Here is a 16,853-nt window from a genome sequence, read left to right on the forward strand (position 1 = left end):
TCCTGACCCTATGCGCCGAGGTCTGGCGTGATGAATTCGTTCTTGGCGTAGCCTTGTAAATACAGCAGCCCGGTCAGGTCCCCGTGATTGATCCGGATATCGCATTTTTCCTGTACCGACGGCTTGGCGTGCAGCGCAACACCTGTGCCCGCCCGGCCCAGCATCCCAAGGTCATTGGCCCCGTCGCCCACTGCAATCACGTCCGCTTCGGTGATGCCCAGTTTGCCGGTGACATCTTCAAGGGCCTGCACTTTGGCGGCCTGACCCAGAATCGGCAATCCCGGCGCGCCAGTCAGCTTGCCATCCTGCACCAACAAGGTATTTGCACGGTTTTCATCAAAGCCAAGGGTTGCCGCAATATGCGCGGTAAAGGCCGTAAACCCGCCCGACACCAGCGCCGCATAGCCCCCCTGCGCCTTCATCGTCGCCACCAATGCAGGGCCGCCCGGCATCAGGGTGATCCGCTCGGCCAGCACCTTGGCGATCACCGTCTCTGGCAGCCCTTTCAGCAGGCCAACTCGCTCTGTCAGCGCTTCTTCGAAATCCAACGCGCCATTCATGGCACGTTTCGTGATGTCCGCGACACGCGGGCCAACGCCCGCCTCAACGGCCAGTTCGTCGATACATTCCTGCTCGATCATGGTGCTGTCCATATCGGCCAAAAGCATCTTTTTACGCCGATTCTCAGTCCTTTGGACGATCAGGTCTGTTTGGGTCGATTGCAGATCAGCCCACACGTCCCAGCGATTGCCGGGAATCGCCGCCACCTGAAACTCCGCCGCCTCGTCGGGGGCAAGCCACAGCGCGTCACTGCCCCCCCATGCATTACGCAGGGCATCAACCATTGCCCCGTCCAGTGTCGGATTAGCGGGCGAAGTCAGCAGAGTAACAGTAAACATCAGTTTCCTATGGGCGTCAGACCGGGTGCGGAATTGTACATCGACGGCGGTCTAGCGTCATTTTGCCTGTTGTGAAAGCCCCGCGCGCTGCGTATGTCCGGCGGTGGGACACCCTTCCCCAACGAAGGGCGCATATCTGTGAGGATACCACTGATGGTACAGCAAAAACCGGCAACGCGGCCGGCCAATCCGCGTTTTTCTTCTGGCCCCTGCGCCAAACCCCCCGTTTGGAATCTTGAAGCACTGAGCGACGCCGCATTGGGCAGATCGCACCGGGCGGCTGTGGGCAAGGCCAAGCTCGCCGAAGCCATTGAGCTGACCCGTGAAATCCTCGGCGTGCCAGATGATTACCGGATCGGAATCGTGCCCGCCTCTGACACTGGTGCATTTGAGATGGCGATGTGGTCGCTGCTGGGCGAACGGCCCGCAGAAATGGTCGCATGGGAAAGCTTTGGCGCAGGCTGGGTTACTGATGTGATCAAGCAACTCAAGATCGAGGCAACGACCCATACCGCCGATTATGGCGAAATCGTCGATATGGCAGCACTGAACTACGACAATGATGTCTGCTTTACGTGGAATGGCACGACATCTGGCGTGCGCATGGTCTCTGGCGATGCCATTCCTGCCGACCGGGCCGGCCTGACACTATGTGACGCAACCTCTGCTGTATTCGCGCAGGACCTGCCATGGGACAAATTGGATGTGACAACATTCAGCTGGCAAAAGGTCATGGGCGGCGAAGCTGCACACGGTATGCTGATCCTATCGCCAAGAGCCGTGGAACGGCTCGAAAACTACACGCCCGCTTGGCCACTGCCCAAAATCTTCCGCCTGACCAAAGGCGGCAAGCTGATCGAAGGAATCTTCCGGGGCGAAACGATCAACACACCCTCGATGCTGGCGGTCGAAGATTACCTCGTGGCGCTCAAATGGGCAAAATCCATCGGCGGGCTGGACGCGCTGATCCATCGGGCCAATGCCAACGCACAGGCGATCTGGAATTTCTGCGCCGAACAGCCATGGATTGCCAATCTGGCGGTTGATCCGGCGACACGGTCAAACACCTCAGTCTGCCTGAAGTTCACCGACGACCGGATCACCGATGGGGCTGCGTTCGCGAAATCCGTGGCCAAACGGCTCGAGGCTGAAAATATCGCGCTTGATATCGGGGCCTACCGTGATGCGCCCGCGGGTCTGCGAATCTGGTGCGGTGCGACAGTCGAAACCTCCGACATCGAAGCCATGCTGCCGTGGCTGGCATGGGCATTCGAGACCGAGATCACAGCGTAAGATGGGTTTTAACCCATCCCCCCTTCCAAATTAACGACACACCAAGGAGCGGCACAAATGGCCCCCAAAGTCCTCATTTCCGACAAACTCTCTCCTGCTGCCGTGCAGATCTTCAAGGATCGCGGCATCGAGGTCGATTTCCAACCCGACCTCGGCAAAGACAAGGCCAAACTGCTGGAGGTCATCGACCAATATGACGGTCTGGCCATCCGTTCTGCGACAAAGGCCACCGAAAAGATCATCAACGCAGCAACCAATCTCAAGGTCATTGGTCGCGCCGGTATCGGCGTGGATAATGTTGACCGTGAAGCAGCGTCCCGCAAAGGGATCATCGTGATGAACACGCCTTTCGGCAACATGATCACAACCGCAGAACATGCGATTGCAATGATGTTTGCGGTGGCGCGACAAATCCCCGAAGCCAGCGCCTCCACCCATGCGGGCAAATGGGAAAAGTCGAAATTCATGGGGGTAGAATTGACTGGCAAGACCCTCGGCGTGATTGGTGCAGGCAACATTGGTTCCATCGTCTGCGACCGCGCACGCGGGCTCAAGATGAAAGTCATCGCGATGGACCCGTTCCTGTCCGAAGAACGGGCCACCGAGATTGGTGTTGAAAAGGTCGAACTGGATGACCTTCTCGCGCGTGCAGACTTCATTACGCTGCATGTGCCGCTGACAGCGGACACAAAAAACATCCTGAGCGCCGAAAACCTGGCCAAGACCAAGAAAGGCGTGCGGATCATCAACTGTGCCCGTGGCGGTCTGGTGGACGAAGCCGCATTGGCAGAGCTTTTGAAATCAGGTCATGTGGGCGGGGCGGCCTTTGACGTCTTTGCAGAAGAACCGGCCACCGAAAACCCCCTGTTCAACCTGCCCAACGTCGTGGTCACACCGCACCTTGGGGCCGCCACAACCGAAGCGCAGGAAAACGTGGCGCTGCAAGTGGCCGAACAAATGTCGGATTATCTGCTGACCGGTGCCGTGCAAAACGCGCTGAATATGCCATCGGTGACCGCCGAAGAAGCCAAGATCATGGGGCCCTGGATCAAACTGTCTGGTCATCTTGGCAATTTCATCGGGCAAATGACGGACGAGCCGATCAAGGCGATCAATATCCTGTTTGACGGCCAAGCCAGCGAAATGAACCTCAAGGCGCTGACAGCCGCGACTGTTGCGGGGATCATGAAAACGGGCAACCCGGACGTAAACATGGTGTCAGCGCCAGTGATAGCAAAAGAGCGCGGCGTCAAAATCTCGACCACCAAGCAGGACCAGTCAGGGGCTTTCGAAGGCTATGTAAAAGTGACTGTCGTCACAGAACATCGCGAACGGTCCATCGCGGGCACAGTATTCAGCGATGGCAAGCCACGGTTTATCCAGATCAAGGGCATCAATATCGATGCCGAGATTGGTGAACATATGATTTATACCACCAACGAAGATGTGCCCGGTATTATCGGGACGCTGGGCATGACCATGGGGGCAAACAACGTCAACATCGCCAACTTTACCTTGGGGCGTTCCACCGCCAAGGGCGAGGCAATCGCCCTGCTTTATGTGGACGAAGCAGTGCCCCATGATGCCGTTACCGCCCTGCAGGCGACTGGCATGTTCAATCAGGTCAAGCCATTGAGGTTTGACGTCTGACCCCCACAGCCAATGCAACGTAAGATGGGTTTATACCCATCTTACGGTTTGGCCTCACCCCCACACCGGAGCAAAGCGCATGACCCCGATTTATGCCATCGGCGATATTCACGGGCAAAAGGACATGCTCGACCGCGCGCTGTCACTGATTGCAACAGACGGCGGGCCCGATGCGCATGTGGTATTCTTGGGTGACTACACCGACCGCGGCCCAGACAGCCTTGCTGTGGTTCAGACATTAATTGAAGGCAAATCCACCGGACGCAACTGGACCCTGCTCAAAGGAAATCACGACCGGCTGTTTTCCAACTTCGTGCGTCACGGCATTGCGCATGATGCGCGTATCAAATCGGGCCTGAGCTGGCTCAATAGCCGACTTGGCGGCGAAAACACATTGAAGTCCTACGGCATCGATGGACAGATGCATTTTGACCCTCACTCCCCACCGCAGTTGGAAAGGCTCGCCCATTTCGAAGGGCCCACGGGGTGGACTGACAAGGCCGGGCTGCACCTGTTGGCACAACGGGCCGTCCCAACAGCGCATCTGGATTTTCTGGACGGCCTGCCGCTGACATTTGAAACCGATGATCTGATCTTTGTGCATGCAGGGCTGCGCCCCGGCATCGCGATCAATGATCAGGATATTGAAGATTTGATTTGGATCCGTGATGGTTTCCTTGACAGCAAGCACGACTTTGGAAAGCTGGTGGTGCATGGCCATACCGCGATTGATTATCCCGCACATTTTGGCAACCGCATCGATCTTGACGGTGGCGCGGGCTACGGCAGGCCCTTGGTCCCTGCTGTTTTTGAAGGGCGCGAGTGTTGGCTGCTGACCGGTCAGGGCAGAGTCGCGCTCACCTCTGATTAGCAGGCCCCAGCGCGGCTCCGCCATTGACACCACCGCCCGTTCACCGCATCCAATTATGCACAAGGCAGGGCCACACCATGACAAAGAAAATATCAAAGCAAAAAGTATATACACTGCTGGTCGAAGTGGGGCGGACAGCAAACGATGGCCTGCCCGAAGGGGCGACAGGCGGCGCGCTGATGTGCTTTTCCAGCGGCATTGACGAGGAAGAAGCCGTGCGCGAGACGGTCGCCATTCTCAAACAGGCCGACCTCGCGCCGCTGGACGTGTCCGGCTATGGCACGCTCGAAGAGCGGCTTGCCGAGGGGCACGATATATCTGACGATGAAAAGGCGTTGATGGCGCGCGCGCTGGAAGAAAACAGCGTGATTGTCGCCCAGATGACGCCATTCTTTGATGAACCTGCCTAAGCTGCTCAGATCATTTTCACGACTTCATCGGTTTGGTCGCTCTCCCTGCGCACTTGTGGCAAGAACCTGTCTTCTTGATGCGTGACCAGCCATTGGTCATGCTGAAGCGCGTCGATTTCACCTGAAACCCTGATCAGGTGACCTTGTCGTTCGCCCAGATCGACGGCATTGCCGGTGCGCTGGCGCTTCGCCTCCTGCGGACCCGCCGGACCGGGCCCGGTGATAGAAAGGCAAATTGCATCTGCCCGCCGCAAAGGTTAGCCATGCCGCCAAAGGAGCCCGCCCATGTCTGACCCCATTGACCCTGTCGCCCTGACCGCTGATCTGGTCCGCTGCCCCTCGATTACTCCGACCGAAGGCGGCGCGCTGGTCTTGCTGGAAAGACTGTTAAGCGACGGTGGCTTTGACTGCACCCGTGTTGATCGTGGCGACACATCCAACCTCTATGCCCGATGGGGGCGCAAAGGTGCCAATCGGACCTTTGGGTTCAATGGCCATACCGATGTTGTGCCTTTGGGCAATGAGGCCGACTGGACCGTTGCCCCCTTTGGTGCCGAAATCAGGGATGGCTATCTTTACGGGCGGGGTGCGACCGATATGAAATCAGGCGTCGCCGCCTTTGCCGCAGCCGCACTTGATTTTGTGGCGGAAACACCGCCCGACGGGGCTGTCGTTCTGGCAATTACCGGGGATGAAGAAGGCGACGCCACCGACGGCACCGTCGCCCTGCTGGACTGGATGGCAGACCAAAACGAGGCGATGTCCGTCTGCCTTGTCGGCGAACCCACCTGCCCCGATGTCATGGGCGAGGCGATGAAAATCGGCCGGCGCGGGTCACTGACCGCGTGGCTGACAGTGCGCGGCACGCAGGGCCATGCGGCCTATCCACACCGCGCCAACAACCCTATTCCGGCGATGGCGCGCCTTGTCGACCGATTGTCATCGCATGTATTGGACAAAGGGACCGACCATTTTGATCCGTCTACCCTTGCGGTCGTGACCATCGACACAGGCAACCCGGCGACAAATGTGATCCCCGCAGCATGCGCGACAACCGTCAACGTACGCTTCAATGATGCGCATAGCAGTCAGGACATCATTACATGGATGCAGGCCGAGGTTGCGCGCATCAGCTGGGAGTTCGGGGTCGAGGTCGACAGCAAGATCAAGGTTTCCGGCGAAAGCTTTCTGACACCGCCGGGCGATCTGTCCGAGCTGGTGGCTGCCGCGGTCATGGCGGAAACCGGGGTGACGCCCGTGCTGTCGACATCCGGAGGGACATCAGATGCGCGTTTTGTCAAAGATCATTGCCCCGTCGTTGAATTCGGTCTGGTTGGCAAAACCATGCACCAGGTGGATGAGCGGGTGGCCGTAGAGCAGATCAATCAGCTCAAGGCGATCTACAAGCGTATTCTGACCGACTATTTCGCGTAGCGTGCACAAAGCCGTGCATTGAGGATGACGCGCGCAATCGCGCGTGCTAGGCGGTCTTCATGACAAAGATCCCTTCAAAATCCGAAATCCTGTCATGGATTTCCGAAAACCCAACCAAGACCGCCAAGCGCGACATCGCCAAGGCGTTTGGAATCAAGGGGGCCGCGCGGATCGACCTCAAGCGCGTGCTGAAGGAGTTGCAGGACGACGGCAAACTGGCCAAGCGCCGGAATTCCTATCGCGATGCCGAAGAGCTTCCACCCGTTGCCGTGCTGGAAATCACCGGTCCCGACGCCGATGGAGACCTGTTTGCGCGGCCGCTGGAATGGCAGGGCAAAGGGCCGGAACCTGTGGTGTTGATGATGCTCCGCGCATCTGATCCGGCACTTGGTGCGGGCGACAGGATCCTTGGCCGTCTGACCGTGGACGCCACCGAAAGCCATTCGCACACAGCCCGGATGATCCGCCGGATCGGGGCCAATCCGCTACGCGTTCTGGGGGTGTTCCGGGCCGGGTCGGAAGGGGGCCGTATCGTGCCCATTGACAAGGGCGCCGACAAGGAATGGAGCGTCCCTGCGGGTGCCGCGGGAGGTGCAAAAGACGGCGAACTGGTCGAAGCCGAACAAGCCGGGCCCAAGGGCCGGATGGGTCTGCCAAAAGCGCGCATCGTGGCACGGCTGGGTGATCCCTCTGCGCCGCGGGCGGTGTCGCTGATTGCCATCCACCAGCATGGCATTCCCGACCATTTCCCTGACGAAGTTGTGGCGGATGCGGACAGCGCAAAGCCCGCCCAGCAGGGCAAACGCACCGATTTGCGCCACCTGCCCCTGATCACGATCGACCCGTCGGACGCCCGCGATCACGATGATGCCTGCTATGTCGCGCGCGACGGCGACGGGTTTGTCATCTGGGTCGCGATTGCGGATGTGGCGCATTATGTAAGACCTGCCTCCGCGCTTGACCGCGAAGCACGCAAGCGCGGCAACTCCACCTATTTCCCCGACCGCGTTGTCCCGATGTTGCCCGACCGGCTGTCTGGCGACCTGTGTTCCCTGCACGAAGGGGTCGAACGCCCCTGTCTGGCCGTGGCGATCAAGATCGACGCCGGTGGGCACAAGACGGGGCATGAATTCCACCGTGGCCTGATGAAATCTGTCGCATCACTCAGTTACGAAGACGTGCAAGACGGCATGGACGGGCGGCCCAACGCCAAGGTCGCCCCACTGATGGATGATATCATCCGTCCGCTCTATGAAGCCCATGAAGCATTGAACAAGGCACGCGAATTCCGGCAACCGCTGGAACTGGACCTGCCCGAACGCAAGATCGTTCTGGATGACGACGGCAAAGTCCGGTCTGTCAACTTCAAAGACCGGCTGGACGCCCACCGCCTGATCGAAGAATTCATGGTGCTGGCCAATGTCTGCGCGGCGGAAACGCTGATCGCCAAGAAATCTCCCTTGCTTTTCAGGGTCCACGAAGAACCAAGCGCCGACAAGATGGATGCGCTACGCGATGTCGTACAAGCCTCTGGCCTTGTGCTGGCCAAGGGGCAGGTCCTGAAGACCGCCCATCTGAACCGGCTGCTGCGGCAGGCAGCGGAAACCGAACAGGCCGAACTGGTCAATATGGCAACCCTGCGGTCCATGACGCAGGCCTATTACAACCCCGAAAACTTCGGGCATTTTGGGCTGGCGTTGCAGGCCTACGCGCATTTCACATCGCCGATCAGGCGCTACGCCGACCTGATCGTGCACCGCGCATTGATTACAGCGCACGGCTGGGGCGATGACGGGCTGACCCCTTGGGATATTGAGCATCTGGCCGATACCGGCAAGATCATCAGCGATACGGAACGCCGGTCGATGATGGCCGAACGGGACACGACCGACCGCTACCTCGCTGCCTTTCTCTCCGACAGGATCGGGGCGGAAATGTCCGGACGGATCAGCGGGATTGCCAAGTTCGGTGTCTTTGTACGGCTGGACGAAACTGGCGCTGACGCGATGATTCCCATTCGCACGCTCGGGGCAGAATATTTTCACTATGACGCCGAGAGCCAGACCCTGATGGGGGCGGACAGTGGCCGCATCATCAGCCTGGGCCAGCGCGTGACCGTCAAACTCGCCGAGGCCGCCCCCGTCACCGGCGGACTGATCGTCGAACTGCTGACCCTCGCAGGGGAAGACGTGCCAAAGGGACCATCGCGCGGACGCGGGAAGCCGCCCCGGCGCAAGGTAAGCGCGTCCCGCAAAAAGGCCGCCAAGACAGCGCGCAAGGTGAAACGCAAACGCCTCTAGGGTCCAAATTCCCTGGATCACCTGCTGATCTGGTTAATCAACTCTTAACGAAATCGCGGGCACTGTAGGGCATGGTCGTCCCTACTATGCGAAAGACGCAGTTTCACATGACTGATATCTTGCCTGCAACACTCCTTTGTCTAAGCCTTCTTAGTCTGTCCGGCTGCGGCAGTGGTGGATCGGATGAGCAGTTAACCGTTGGGAACATCACTGACCAATATCTCAGCCTTGCTGAAAAGATTGACAGCAGCGCACTCGCCCCTGCGTCCGACATTCCGACAACCGGCAGCGCCAACTATTCGGGATATGTGAACACTTTTGTCGACACCCAAAGCTTTGGGGACGGTCTGATCGTGGGCGATCTGTCACTGCGCATTGGATTTTCCGGCGATGGTGAGGTGGAAGGCAAAGTGGATGACTTTGTCTTTATCGATTTGCAGGACAACAGCAACAACCTTCCTCCCCGCTCCGACCCTGTCCTGAGCCTTGACGGGCGGCTGAATATCAGTGGAGGGTCAATCACCCGCGCAACCCGCACCAATCCGACACAGTTTCAGGCGAACCTTGCCGGTGGCATCACGCTGCCACCATCAATTTCGGGGGCTGACAGCGACGCAACGGCACAGGTCGCAGGCAAGATGAACGGCGATTTCGTTGAAGGCGGTGTCAGAGGATCCATCGTGGCCACATCCGCAGTTCCCGGCCTGCCGGGCGTCCCCCTTGACGGAAGTTTTGGAGCAGAGCGGGACTGACATACTTGTTTTCTGCCGTGGCCCGGTCATCCGAACAGCACGATATGCCATAGGGTGCAGACAAACCGCTCAACCAACCATGTGATAGCGCCACTAGGCCAAGTTTCTCTTGTGCATTTTCACAGTTTAGAGGGTTTATCATATGCAAATTTCAACCAAAACGGCTTTCATTTCTTGTTCTATCATCGCTGCCACGGCCTGTGGTGGTGGTGGTGAAGAGGAGACTTTTGGAGATATTGAGTACCGCTATCTTCCGGTGATGGAGCGGTTGCATAATAGCCCCGAACTGCCCAGCAGCGAGATTCCAACGACCGGCAAAGCAAATTATGCAGGCGTGGCATAGATCTCTGCACAATCGGCGGACTACGGTGCCGGGCTGATTGCGGGTGATATCGGTCTGACTATCGGTTTCGCCAATACGGGCTCAGTGAATGGAAAAATAGATGAATTTGTCTTCGTGGACCTTGTAGAAGGAACTGATGAGTTCCCACAGGAGTCTGCGACTGTGATCAGCATGGATGGCGAACTGGATATTTCAAACGGTTCTGTTATTCGGGCGTCCAGGCGTGGCAGGCCCACCTTTTTCAATGCTGATATCGATGGGAATGTTACCCTACCGCCAGAGATTACCGGCGAAAGCACAGATCAGGTCGCGTCCATCACAGGCGACTTGAGTTTCGGTCGTTTTTATGAAGACGGCGTCGCCGGTGACATTGATCTCGTGGCCTCTGTCCAAGGGGTCGGTTCAGAGGAGTTGAACGGGCAGTTCGCCGCAGAAAATCAATAGGATGTATTACGCCTTTGTGGCGTAAAAGAATTCCCCGCATGGCGTCATCCGCAAGGCGGGAAATGCTCTTTCGCGCACTATCGCGTTTCGCGAAAAGCCTTTCGCCCAGCTTTTCGGAAAACGCCGTGCGCCATTCATATGTCGTGGGGGTTTCGCAATTCGCTGGTGCCGCAGGTCAAAGCCGAAAGGCCTTAAAGGCGCGACTCGATCGCTTCCCAGATTTTTTCAGCGACATTAGTGCCGTCGAACCGCTCCAGTTCCTGAATACCGGTGGGCGAGGTCACGTTGATCTCTGTCAGCCAGTCGCCAATCACATCAATGCCGACGAATATCTGCCCCTTCTCACGCAAAAGCGGGCCGATACGGGCACAAATCTCACGGTCGCGGTCGGTCAGGGCGACCTTTTCAGGCCGGCCGCCGACGTGCATGTTTGACCGGGTTTCACCGGCGGCGGGGACCCGATTGATCGCACCGACAGGTTCGCCATCAATCAAAATGACACGCTTGTCCCCCGCACTGACCGCAGGCAGGAATTTCTGAATGATGAGTGGTTCGCGATTGATGCCGCTGAAGAGCTCATGCAGCGAAGCAAGGTTGCTGTCCGCATAGTGCAGCTTGAAGACGCCCGCCCCGCCATTGCCGTAAAGCGGCTTGAGGATGACATCGCCATGCGCTTCGCGGAACCGCTTGAGTGTGGCAAGATCGCGCGCGATCATCGTGGGCGGGGTCAGGTCGGGGAAGTTCAAGACCAACAGTTTTTCGGGATAGTTGCGCACCCAAAACGGGTCATTCACAACCAGTGTCTCGGGGTGGATCATATCCAGAATATGGGTGGTTGTGATATAGCTCATGTCAAAAGGCGGGTCTTGCCTGAGCCAGACAACATCCATATCCGCAAGGTCAAGATTGGTTTCGTCACCCAATGAAAAATGATCGCCTTTGACCCGCCGGACCGTCAGTGGATGGCCACAGGCCACAACCTTCCCCTGATCATAAGCAAGCATGTCGGGCGTATAGTAGAAAAGTGCATGGCCGCGCGCTTGCGCCTCTTCGGCGATACGAAACGTGCTGTCCGCATCAATATCAATCGGGCCAATCGGGTCCATTTGAAAGGCTATCTTCAACGCCATATCCAACCTCATTCATGTGAGTTTTCCAGATGGATACATGACGCAGCAGACGACCATGCGCAATGGCTCTATCAGGCTTCGGCAAAGGCGTTTTCGATCACCTGAACGGCCCCCGAGCCATCAACCATGGCGAGATCAAAACGCACATCGGTCAATTGTCCACGCGGTTCACCGGCCAGAAATTCGCTACCAGCGGCGCACAGGCGATCCATTTGCCGCCGCCCCAGACGGGTTGCGGCGCGGGCGAATGATTTGCTTTTCTTGACCTCGACAAAGACCACAGCATCGCCGTCGCGCATAACAAGGTCAATTTCGCCTGATTGTCCGCGCCAACGCCTTGCGGCCACACTGTGTTGGCGGCTTTCGTAATCGCTGGCGACGATATCTTCGGCAGCCAAGCCTGCCTGGTATCCCGTTTGACCCGTCATTCTTCTTGTCCCATCTTCAGCGCCAATTGATAGACCTGCCTGCGCGGCAAACCCAATGCGCCCGCCACAACCGTTGCAGCATCCTTGACGCGCATTGTCTTCATCGCCTCAGCCAAGGCGGTTGTCACATCCACGTCTGCCACATCCTCCGCACCGGCACGGCCAACCAGAACGACCAATTCGCCTTTGACATTTCGGTCGGCGAAATGATCAGCCAGTTCCGAAAGCGTCCCGCGCGTGACCTCTTCAAACCGTTTGGTGAGTTCGCGACACACAACACCGGACCTTTCACCCCCAAACACATCGCACATACCAGATAATAATCCATGAATGCGTTTCGGACTTTCATAAAATACAAGCGTAAATGGTATGTCCCGCAGTTCCGCCAGTTCGGTATCGCGCTGTTGCTTGGCGGCAGGCAGAAACCCGATAAAGGCAAACCGGTCACTTGGCAGCCCCGACACCGTCAGCGCCGCCAGCACCGCGGAAGCCCCCGGCGCGCTTGTCACCATCAGCCCCTTTTCGATCATTGCGCGCCCCAGTTCATAGCCCGGGTCGGCAACAAGTGGCGTTCCCGCCTCGGACACATAGGCCACCGAACCACCTGCCTGCACCTTTGCGACAAGGCCCGCGATTGCCCCTGCATCGCTGTGATCATGCAGTGCGACAACCTTGCGCCCATTCAGGGCAACGCCATGAATTTCCATCAATTTTCGCGCTGTGCGCGTGTCTTCCGCGGCAATTAGGTCGGCCGAAGCGAGGATATCCAGCCCGCGCAACGTCATATCACGCGCTGTCCCGATCGGTGTCGACACAAAGTACAATCCCGCCGCCAATGGTTTGTTGATGTGATTCATCGCTGGACCCGACTGCCCCCTGCTTTATGATACGTCTCAATCGGCGGATAGCCCACAGCCAGATGGCACTGGCGTAATCCGCACTTTTTCAGGAGGGACGCCTTTATGTTTGCTCGTTTCAGCATGGCCCGCAACCCGGCGGTGCGCTTTTTTGCATTTCTTTCTATGATGTGGCTGGCCGCTTGCGACACAGCCATCCTATCACCAACAGCCAACACCGGCCAGCAAATCGACGCGGGCGCGCCTGTTCAGGTTGCCCTGCTGGTGCCCGGTGGGTCCGGAGCCGGCAGCGACGCCTTCTTGGCCCAAAACCTTGAAAACGCAGCGCGTCTTGCCATCGCTGATCTCAATGGCCCTGATATTCGCTTGCGGGTCTATAACACCGGTGCCAATCCTGTATTGGCTGCGGATGTGGCCCGGGCTGCTGTGGCAGATGGTGCACAGATCATTCTGGGTCCGCTCTTTGGTGAGGCCGCCAATGCCGCAGGCGTTGCGGTTGCCAGCCAGAACGTGAACGTCCTCGCCTTTTCGAACAACCCGACGATTGCCGGGGGCAATGTGTTTATTCTGGGTGCAACATTCCAGAATACCGCAGACCGCCTCGTGCGCTATGCAGGTCGGCAGGGTTTGAACCGCTTTTTGGTCTTGCATGGCGATGATGCGGGCGGTGCAATTGGTCGTGATGCAATTACCAGTGCCGTACAGAACAATGGCAGTCAGGTTGTGGCAACGCAAAGCTATCCGCTTTCACAGCAGGGGATCATTTCTTCGACCGGTCGCATTGCGGCAGCCGCGCGCAATGCAGATGCCATCTTTATGACAGCCGGTGTGAACGCCGATCTGCCGATTTTGGCGACAACTTTGCCCGAGGCAGGCGTGACAAGCCGTTTTATCGGCCTGACCCGTTGGGACGCAGCCCCGCAGGCAGCAGCATTGCCGGGACTTCAGGGCGGTCTTTTTGCAACCGCTGACCGGGCAAGGACAAGCCTGTTCAACGACCGCTATGCCGCGACCTATGGCGAAAACCCGCATCCGCTTGCCGGTCTGGCCTATGATGGAATTGCCGCAATTGGCGCGTTGGTCGCATCGGGTGAAAGCAACGCTTTGACCAAGGCAGCTTTAACCAATCCTCAAGGGTTTCAAGGCACGTCGGGCGTGTTTCGTTTCTTGCCAAACGGTCTGAACGAACGCGCATTGGCTGTTGCAACCTTTCAAGACAATCAGGTGGTGATCCTTGAACAAGCCCCAAGAAGCTTTGGCGCCGGATTCTAATCCTGCGTCGACCCTCGCACACGCAGCGCCGGACAATCTGATTTGTCCGGCGAACGTGATTTTTGATGCCCCCGGCATCCACGACGAAATCGCGCAAGCAATTGAGACTGCGGCGTCGGAAAAAGGCGTGCGCGAGGCTGTCGTGACGATCCTGTCGCGCGCCCTGAACTCGGGGCGTCAGGCCATCGCGGATGCGTTCCGCGCTGATCCTTTCGCCGCGCGTCCCACAACACGCGCCTATGCCTGGCTCACAGATCAGGTCATTCATCAGGTGCTCTGGGTGGTCAAGGACCGGCTGCACCCGCTTGCAAACCCGACCGAGGGGGAGAAACTGTCCCTTGTTGCCGTTGGTGGCTACGGGCGCGGCGAAATGGCCGCATATTCAGACGTTGATCTGCTGTTTCTGACGCCCTACAAGGTCACCCCCTGGGCAGAGAGCGTGATCGAGTCCATGCTTTATATCCTGTGGGACCTTAAACTGAAGGTAGGCCATGCCAGCCGCACCATCAAGGACTGCATCCGTCTGGCCCGCGAAGATTACACCATTCGCACGTCGCTGGTCGAATGTCGCTATCTTGCTGGCGACGCCCCCCTTGCGAGACAGTTGAATGAAACGCTCTGGACAGAACTTTTCCAGTCAACCGCGTCCGATTTCATCGAGGCCAAGCTGGCCGAAAGGTCCGAACGCCACCGCAAGCAAGGCGGACAGCGCTACGTGGTCGAACCCAACGTAAAGGAAGGCAAAGGCGGCCTGCGCGATTTGCAATCGCTCTTCTGGATCAGCAAATACGTGCATGGCGTCACCGATACCGCCGAACTTGTGCGTCTGGGTGTTTTTACACAAGACGAATTTGAGACATTCGTCAAAGCAGAGAGTTTTCTTTGGGCCGTCCGCTGTCACCTGCATCTGCTCGCCGGTCGCGCCATGGACCAGTTGACATTCGACATGCAGGTCGAGGTGGCGAGCGCCATGGGTTATACTGACCACGGCGGCAGGCGCGCGGTTGAACATTTCATGCAGGCCTATTTCCGGCAAGCCACCCGCGTGGGCGAACTCACGCGGATCGTTCTCACCGCGCTTGAGGCGGATCATACAAAACCCGAACCGATGCTGTTGCGCCTGCTGACCCGCCGCAAAAAGGCGAAAGCCCCGTACGCGATCAAGCAAAACCGGATCACGGTCGCGGATGAGACCGCGTTTCTGGCCGACAAGCTGAATATGCTGCGGATATTTGAGGAAGCCTTGCGCACGGGCACGCTCCTGCATCCTGACGCGATGCGCCTGATTTCGGCAAATCTTGATCTCATTGATGAGGACATGCGCAACAACAAGGAAGCGCGGCGCATCTTCCTTGATTTGATGCTCAAGCATGGCAACCCCGAACGCGGGCTGCGCCGGATGAACGAGCTTGGGGTTCTCGCCGCGTTCATACCGGAATTCGCCCCGATCGTGGCGATGATGCAGTTCAACATGTACCACGCCTATACGGTCGACGAACATACGATCCAATGCATCAGCCATCTTGCCCAGATCGAACGCGAAGAGCTGATCGAGGAACTGCCCGTTGCTTCCGGCATCCTGCGCCGCGGCGTGAACCGCAAGGTGCTTTATGTGGCCTTGCTTCTGCACGACATCGGCAAGGGCCGCCCGGAGGATCATTCGATCCTTGGCGCGCAGATCGCTCGCAAGGTCGCGCCCCGGCTGGGGCTCAGCAAAAAGGATTGCGAGACTGTTGAATGGCTGATCCGCTATCACCTGCTGATGTCCGATGTGGCCCAAAAGCGCGACATTTCGGAGCCGCGCACGGTCAAGGGCTTTGCCAAGGCGGTCAAATCGGTTGAACGGCTCGAGCTTCTGACCGTGCTGACCGTGTGTGACATTCGCGGCGTTGGCCCCGACACATGGAACAACTGGAAAGCGGTGCTGATCCGCAACCTCTACAAGGCCACCAAGGACGCACTGCAAAACGGGCTGGAGGACATCAACCGCGAAAACCGCGAGGCCGAGGCCAAACGCGCCTTGCGTGCCGCACTGTCGGACTGGAAGCCCAAGGAACTCAAAGAGGAAGTGGGCCGCCACTACGGCCATTATCTTCAGGGGATGCCATTGTCGGCCCAGGTCGTCTTTGCGGGCCTGCTCAAGGATATTTCCGACGATGAAATCCGCGTTGATCTGATGCTGGACGAAGACAGGGACGCCACCCGCGCCTGTTTTGCGATGGTTGACCATCCCGGCCTGTTCAGCCGCATGACCGGCGCGCTGACCCTTGTGGGTGCCAACATTGTCGATGCGCGCACCTACACGACCAAGGATGGCTATGCGACCGCGGTATTCTGGATTCAGGACGATGACGGAAATCCATTTGAAGAATCCCGCCTGCCGCGCCTGCGCCAGATGATTATGAAGACGCTACAGGGCGAAGTTGTGCCGGGCGAAGCCTTCAAGAAAAAGGAAATCAAGAAGCGCGAACGCGCCTTCAAGGTGCCCACTAACATCACCTTTGATAACGAGGGCTCCGAGATCTACACGATCATCGAAGTTGACACCCGCGACCGCCCCGGTTTGTTGTTCGATCTGACCCGCACATTGGCCGATAATTCGGTCTATATCGCCTCTGCCGTGATTGCGACCTACGGCGAACAGGTCGTCGATACCTTCTATGTCAAGGACATGGTGGGCATGAAGTATCACTCCGAAAACAAGCGTCAAATCCTTGAACGCAAGCTGCGCCATGCCATTACCCAAGTGGCAGAGCGGGCCGGGGCGTAG

General features: G+C 58.1%; 16 protein-coding genes. 11 read left to right on the forward strand and 5 right to left on the reverse strand.

Annotated elements, in window-relative coordinates; genetic code table 11:
* Positions 1 to 8 precede the first annotated feature (8 nt).
* A complete protein-coding gene (gene serB, locus C8N45_RS09190) occupies positions 9 to 899 on the reverse strand; it encodes a phosphoserine phosphatase SerB (protein WP_108385941.1) in 891 nt (296 codons plus the stop codon).
* A gap of 153 nt (positions 900 to 1,052) precedes the next feature.
* Here serB and C8N45_RS09195 point away from each other — a divergent pair, with 153 nt between their 5' ends.
* The 4 genes from C8N45_RS09195 (at position 1,053) to C8N45_RS09210 (ending at position 5,123) form a co-directional block, all read left to right on the forward strand.
* Positions 1,053 to 2,192 carry a phosphoserine transaminase gene (locus C8N45_RS09195; RefSeq protein ID WP_108386078.1) on the forward strand — a complete coding sequence of 380 codons (1,140 nt, stop codon included), beginning with the start codon at positions 1,053 to 1,055 and terminating at the stop codon, positions 2,190 to 2,192.
* A gap of 57 nt (positions 2,193 to 2,249) precedes the next feature.
* Entirely contained in the window at positions 2,250 to 3,842 is a 1,593-nt protein-coding gene (gene serA, locus C8N45_RS09200) for a phosphoglycerate dehydrogenase (RefSeq protein ID WP_108385942.1), read from the forward strand.
* Positions 3,843 to 3,921: 79 nt separating this feature from the next.
* Entirely contained in the window at positions 3,922 to 4,713 is a 792-nt protein-coding gene (locus tag C8N45_RS09205; protein WP_108385943.1) for a metallophosphoesterase family protein, read from the forward strand.
* Positions 4,714 to 4,790: 77 nt separating this feature from the next.
* Positions 4,791 to 5,123 carry a DUF8846 family protein gene (locus C8N45_RS09210; RefSeq protein ID WP_108385944.1) on the forward strand — a complete coding sequence of 111 codons (333 nt, stop codon included), beginning with the start codon at positions 4,791 to 4,793 and terminating at the stop codon, positions 5,121 to 5,123.
* Positions 5,124 to 5,128: 5 nt separating this feature from the next.
* Here C8N45_RS09210 and C8N45_RS09215 read toward each other — a convergent pair whose 3' ends face one another.
* On the reverse strand, positions 5,129 to 5,377 hold the full coding sequence (locus C8N45_RS09215) for a hypothetical protein (RefSeq protein WP_108385945.1): 249 nt from the start codon (positions 5,375 to 5,377) through the stop codon (positions 5,129 to 5,131).
* 31 nt (positions 5,378 to 5,408) lie between these two features.
* On the opposite strand from C8N45_RS09215, the gene dapE reads away from it, so the two are divergent.
* The 5 genes from dapE (at position 5,409) to C8N45_RS09240 (ending at position 10,396) form a co-directional block, all read left to right on the forward strand.
* Positions 5,409 to 6,557 (forward strand): succinyl-diaminopimelate desuccinylase, encoded by a 1,149-nt coding sequence (dapE, locus tag C8N45_RS09220; RefSeq protein WP_108385946.1) that lies wholly within the window; start codon positions 5,409 to 5,411, stop codon positions 6,555 to 6,557.
* A 59-nt stretch (positions 6,558 to 6,616) separates the two neighbouring features.
* A complete protein-coding gene (gene rnr / locus C8N45_RS09225) occupies positions 6,617 to 8,857 on the forward strand; it encodes a ribonuclease R (RefSeq protein ID WP_108385947.1) in 2,241 nt (746 codons plus the stop codon).
* Positions 8,858 to 8,964: 107 nt separating this feature from the next.
* The gene (locus C8N45_RS09230) at positions 8,965 to 9,609 is read left to right on the forward strand and encodes a hypothetical protein (RefSeq protein ID WP_108385948.1); all 645 of its coding nucleotides are present in this window, start codon (positions 8,965 to 8,967) and stop codon (positions 9,607 to 9,609) included.
* A gap of 142 nt (positions 9,610 to 9,751) precedes the next feature.
* Positions 9,752 to 9,952, forward strand: coding sequence for a hypothetical protein (locus C8N45_RS09235; RefSeq protein WP_108385949.1), 201 nt, complete (start codon positions 9,752 to 9,754; stop codon positions 9,950 to 9,952).
* Between the two features lie 162 nt (positions 9,953 to 10,114).
* A complete protein-coding gene (locus C8N45_RS09240) occupies positions 10,115 to 10,396 on the forward strand; it encodes a hypothetical protein (protein WP_133175962.1) in 282 nt (93 codons plus the stop codon).
* Positions 10,397 to 10,587: 191 nt separating this feature from the next.
* Here the strand turns inward: C8N45_RS09240 and gshB are convergent, their stop codons facing one another.
* The 3 genes from gshB to rsmI form a co-directional block, all read right to left on the reverse strand.
* Positions 10,588 to 11,526, reverse strand: coding sequence for a glutathione synthase (gshB, locus tag C8N45_RS09245; RefSeq protein WP_108386079.1), 939 nt, complete (start codon positions 11,524 to 11,526; stop codon positions 10,588 to 10,590).
* Positions 11,527 to 11,597: 71 nt separating this feature from the next.
* Positions 11,598 to 11,954: a YraN family protein gene (locus tag C8N45_RS09250; RefSeq protein ID WP_108385951.1), complete on the reverse strand. Its 357-nt coding sequence runs from the start codon at positions 11,952 to 11,954 to the stop codon at positions 11,598 to 11,600.
* Positions 11,951 to 12,811 (reverse strand): 16S rRNA (cytidine(1402)-2'-O)-methyltransferase, encoded by an 861-nt coding sequence (gene rsmI / locus C8N45_RS09255; protein ID WP_108385952.1) that lies wholly within the window; start codon positions 12,809 to 12,811, stop codon positions 11,951 to 11,953. The genes C8N45_RS09250 and rsmI overlap by 4 nt, the downstream gene beginning before the upstream one ends.
* Before the next feature lie 105 nt (positions 12,812 to 12,916).
* Between rsmI and C8N45_RS09260 the strand changes: the two genes are divergently transcribed.
* Together C8N45_RS09260 and C8N45_RS09265 are read left to right on the forward strand one after the other, a co-directional pair.
* The gene (locus C8N45_RS09260; protein ID WP_108385953.1) at positions 12,917 to 14,083 is read left to right on the forward strand and encodes a penicillin-binding protein activator; all 1,167 of its coding nucleotides are present in this window, start codon (positions 12,917 to 12,919) and stop codon (positions 14,081 to 14,083) included.
* On the forward strand, positions 14,067 to 16,853 hold the full coding sequence (locus C8N45_RS09265) for a [protein-PII] uridylyltransferase (RefSeq protein ID WP_108385954.1): 2,787 nt from the start codon (positions 14,067 to 14,069) through the stop codon (positions 16,851 to 16,853). The genes C8N45_RS09260 and C8N45_RS09265 overlap by 17 nt, the downstream gene beginning before the upstream one ends.

Origin of the sequence: Yoonia sediminilitoris (assembly GCF_003058085.1) — a bacterium.
In the GTDB taxonomy this organism is placed as follows: domain Bacteria; phylum Pseudomonadota; class Alphaproteobacteria; order Rhodobacterales; family Rhodobacteraceae; genus Yoonia; species Yoonia sediminilitoris.